The organism is Brevibacterium sp. Mu109 (assembly GCF_900169375.1).
Taxonomy (GTDB): Bacteria; Actinomycetota; Actinomycetes; order Actinomycetales; family Brevibacteriaceae; genus Brevibacterium; species Brevibacterium yomogidense_A.
This window is the reverse complement of record NZ_FXZF01000066.1, coordinates 1-4,221: the sequence shown is the minus strand read 5'-3', so window position 1 is coordinate 4,221 and position 4,221 is coordinate 1. Positions and strand designations below refer to the sequence as shown.

At 61.6% G+C, this 4,221-nt stretch carries 3 protein-coding genes and 1 pseudogene; 2 read left to right on the top strand and 2 right to left on the bottom strand.

Annotated elements, in window-relative coordinates:
- The first annotated feature begins 744 nt into the window (after positions 1–744).
- Positions 745–1,002 (top strand): hypothetical protein, encoded by a 258-nt coding sequence (locus BSP109_RS16265; protein ID WP_146001212.1) that lies wholly within the window; start codon positions 745–747, stop codon positions 1,000–1,002.
- Between the two features lie 19 nt (positions 1,003–1,021).
- Here the strand turns inward: BSP109_RS16265 and BSP109_RS17390 are convergent, their stop codons facing one another.
- The gene (locus BSP109_RS17390) at positions 1,022–1,354 is read right to left on the bottom strand and encodes a hypothetical protein (RefSeq protein ID WP_101601988.1); all 333 of its coding nucleotides are present in this window, start codon (positions 1,352–1,354) and stop codon (positions 1,022–1,024) included.
- 386 nt (positions 1,355–1,740) lie between these two features.
- Here BSP109_RS17390 and BSP109_RS16255 point away from each other — a divergent pair.
- Positions 1,741–2,559 (top strand): annotated as a pseudogene (locus BSP109_RS16255) (IS3 family transposase); the annotation flags it as partial.
- 322 nt (positions 2,560–2,881) lie between these two features.
- On the opposite strand, the gene BSP109_RS17130 reads toward BSP109_RS16255, so the two are convergent.
- Positions 2,882–3,943, bottom strand: a complete 1,062-nt coding sequence (locus BSP109_RS17130; RefSeq protein ID WP_146001211.1) for a hypothetical protein — start codon at positions 3,941–3,943, stop codon at positions 2,882–2,884.
- Between the last annotated feature and the right edge of the window lie 278 nt (positions 3,944–4,221).

Here is a 4,221-nt window from a genome sequence, read left to right as displayed (position 1 = left end):
TGCATGGCAGGGCCTTGGGTGTGAGGGATCTTGGAGAATTTCCATCATCACCCAAGGCCCGCCTCTCATTCATCACCGACACACTGGGTGCAGAGACCCTGCTACGCACTCTGAAACCGGAAGAGCCACTATATGCGCGAACAAGCGATACTGAACCAGTAGGAAGGCTGTCGGTGGGGGCCGGTGGCCCCCACCGACACCATCCCTGGTCCCCGACGGCAATATCGGTGGTCCCGAGAGGCAATATCGAGTGGTCTTCAAGCCTTCAAATACTCACCGGTTCATGGGTGTGCGAGCGCAGGGCCGCCTAAGCATCGAAGATGCGCACGTCTTCGACGGCCCCGCTGGCGTCGGCGTCCAGCTGCGCGTCGGACCCGACGCCCCGAAGTCGCCTAAACCCAACTGGTACATCGAGGGCCGGCTCGGTCGCACCCGGTTCCTGCAGCTGCTCTCACCGCATCAGTACAGCTTCGTGCGCTTCACGAGTGCCGATCAACAGCTGCTGCACGGCATCGATCCGCTCACGGAGCTCGACGCCGTCTCTGTGCGCGCGGCCACCGGCGACCTCTGGCGCGGCCCGCACCCCAGCTTGAGATCGAGGAGTGTCACGCGGTCGAACTGCGCGCGGATCCGATCGTCACTGACACCGGCGACGGCATTGCAGAGCACGCCGTGCTCCACGGCGGGCACTGGGGGTGGTTCGGGTACAGCATCGCCCGCGTCGGCGCCGCCAGGCTGTTCGAGGTGCACGTCGTCGACGCCCTTACGCCGCCAGGCCGTGTTGCGGACGCGGGTCATGTGGCCTCGGTCGCCATGCTCGACGACGCGAGGTTCCTGCCGACGATGCTGCTGCGCCTCGCCGTGGCCGTCGACGCCGAGAGCATTCGCATCGTCGTGCACACGGCCCTGACGGATGCCGACCTGCGGCGCCTGCGCGGCATCCGTGTCGAGACGGTCGAGATCGTGGATGCCCGCGAGCGCGACGCGAGGGCGGCAGAGTGAGCGAGCAGGTGATCGCCGACTACAGCGATGTCGATGCGGTGGTGGGCAACCGCGTGCATCTGCGCGACACCCCCGGCTCAGCCTTCGAGCGGAGCACGATCACCTTCGACGGCGTCGACAACGCGCTGCACGTCGACGACGGCGTGAAGCTCGTCGGGTGCCGGATTCGGTTCAAGGGCAACGGCTCCGTCGTGCGGATCCGCCGCACGCGTGCCACCGTGCGCATCATCACCACAGTGTTCCACGCCTCAGTCCTCTCCATCGGCGCAGATGCGTCGTTCAACACCGCAGCGAGGTTCCTGCCGACCGAGCGCAAGCACATCATCATCGGCGACGACGCGATGTTCTCCACCAGGATCTCGATGCGAACGGCCGACCCACATCTCATCTACTCGACCGAGACACATGAGCGCCTGAACCCCAGCCGCTCGATCTGGGTCGGTGACCACGTCTGGCTGGGCGAGGAGGCCCTGGTGCTGAAGGGTGCCCGCGTGGGCTCGGGCAGCATCCTGGCCGCGCGTGCACTCGTGACCCGCCACGTGCCCTCCAACGCGACGGTGGCAGGCTCCCCCGCGAAGGTCGTGGCGAGCGGCGTGATGTGGGGTCGCCCATCAGTGCACGGCTACACCCCTGCGCAGACCTCGGCGAGCCAACGCCTCGACCATGACCGGTTCAGCTACGAGCCGGGGCAGCAGCTCGACCTCGACGCGCTTGAGGCCGAACTGGATTCCTACACAAGCGGCGAGGAGTCGTGCGCCGTCGGCGCGGGGGCTCAGCGACGCGGCGCTCATTCCGGAGCTGGTGACGCTGTGGAAGGACAACTACTGCGTCTATGGTGTCCGCAAGCTTTGGAAAAGTGCACGACGTGCCGGGATCGATATCGGCCGAGACCAGACCGGCTAGCTCATGCGAGCCGCGGGCATCGAGGGTGCAACACGGACCAAGCGTGTCACGACGACCAGGCCTGATCCGACCGCCGTGAGGCACCCAGATCTTGTGAATCGGGAGTTCACCGCGACCGCGCCTAACCGTCTCTGGGTCACCGATCTGACATTCGTTCCGACTTGGGCCGGGGTCGCGTATGTGTGCTTCATCATCGACGTGTTCAGTCGCATGATCGTCGGCTGGCGGTGCGCGTCTCACATGCGCACCGAGATGGTGCTCGACGCGATCGAGATGGCCCGTTGGGGACGCGGAACCCAGCACGCCGATCTGCGCTGTCACAGCGATGCGGGCAGTCAATTCACATCCATTCGCTACGGTGAACGCCTCGCCGAGATCGGAGCGACACCATCGATCGGGACCGTCGGCGACAGCTACGATAACGCCCTCGCCGAGACGGTGAATGGCTACTACAAGACCGAACTCGTCCGCGGACCGGCACGATCAGGGCCCTGGAGAACGGTCGAGGACCTCGAACTCGCGACCCTCGGCTGGGTGCACTGGCACAACACGCAACGCCTCCATGGCTATCTCGGAGACGTCCCGCCTGCAGAGTTCGAGCAGTCGTTCTATGCTGTCAAAACCAACCACGATCAGCTGGTGGGAATCAAATAGCGCGAGTCTCCATCAGACCCAGGGCGCTTCAGAATGCCGAACGGGTCCGTGAGGACTAGTAAGTCCCCCGCAGAATTTTTGAATGTCGCCCACCACTCGCCTGTCTGGTCCCAAATCTCTGTCAATGACTGTTGACTAGTGAGCAGTGTGGACTGCGCGTTCGAAGTGACTCCCCACCTCGTTCCAAGTCTGAATTGACTAAAGTCGCCGACTCTTAAAGTTTGGTCTCGACGGTCGACATCTGGGAAGCGTAGAACTGAAATCTCATCGATCATTACGACTCCATTCTTGCGCTTCGCGTGTCCTTGTGTTGATGCGAAATCTAGCGTTTTGGGACCGGTATGCCGATGGTTTTGGTGCTTGATGGTGCCCACGGCGATAGCCAATCCTGCGCGAGCGCGTACTGGGCCGAAAATAGAGCCCACGCTGCGGGTGGACGATATCCTTTACCGTTTAGCATCGTTTCGACGGCCGAACGATTGATGATGTCGAACAGCATCGACCTCGGGGAGTCGAGGACAAACTCGCGGATGAAGCCACTGAGATCCTTGCTATAGACGTTCCGCCAATTGAAATCAGCCCGAGGTTGCGCGTGAGCGGTGTGAGGCTCCCTCTCATGCCAACTGTCAGGTGCGTAGAAATCTGAGGGGCCATCCTGCTCAAATGTCCAGCGGTCACGAAAGAACGGAATGTCTTGCAGGCCCGGTGCAAGTTTCCGCATGACACTGTGAGCAACCTTCTCGCCGCGCATCTCGTCAGTGCTGAAAGACTTAAGTCGGCGCACTAGTTGGTTATCAATCAGCAAGGTGGTGTGCGGATAGACAACTGACTCACCATGCCGCATCGTCGCAAGCCAACGCCCTGTACGATTCGTGATGTATCCCTCGAAAAGAGGACGGCCCGGATCCGTCCACCGCATATCTAGGATTGGTGCGTAATCCGCAAGTACCGCTTCGTATGCGAGAGGGTTCAGCAGATCCGCGTTGTTCGTCCAATACTTGAGCATGATCGCGAGCGAGTTGGACGGGGTGGGATCTTCGGCCTTAAGGTACCGCAGAAAGCCGCCGCGGATGATCTCTCCTCCCTGTCCACCGAAGTTGGCGGTTGTCAGCGGAGAAACATAGCTCTGCGAAGGATTGGGAAGTATGGTGAAGGCGTTTCCGAGGCCACCGGTAGAGCGCAATGTCTGCCAGGCCTGAGTTTCTGGATCCGCGATGACAATTTCGTTGCCTTCACGTGTGTGAGTAGTCTTCGGCTGATTGATTCGCTGGGGCACGCCAAGATGCTCCGTCACGCGCCGACCAATGTGGACCTCGCCGCTTTCAGGAAGCCCATTGGTGTATGCCGTGAAGTCGACTCCCGCTGCCGTGAGCGCTGCCAGCACAAGTCGGCTGTCCTTACCGCCTGTTGCGGCTGCTCGAATCGATTTTACGTCTTTCGCCAGCGTAGACGCATACGCGACAAGACTGGCGCCGAGGCTCTCGACTCGATCCTCATAAGGCCGTTGCCCGAAAGCTCGATCTCCGCTATCCAAGTGTGATGTCTCGAGACATCGGTGACAGTTCTGTATCAGGACATCGGTGACAGTTCATGTCTCAGGACTTCGGTGACACTCTGAGATTCTTCCGTGGTCGACCTCCACGCCTGCCAGTCGGATCCGGC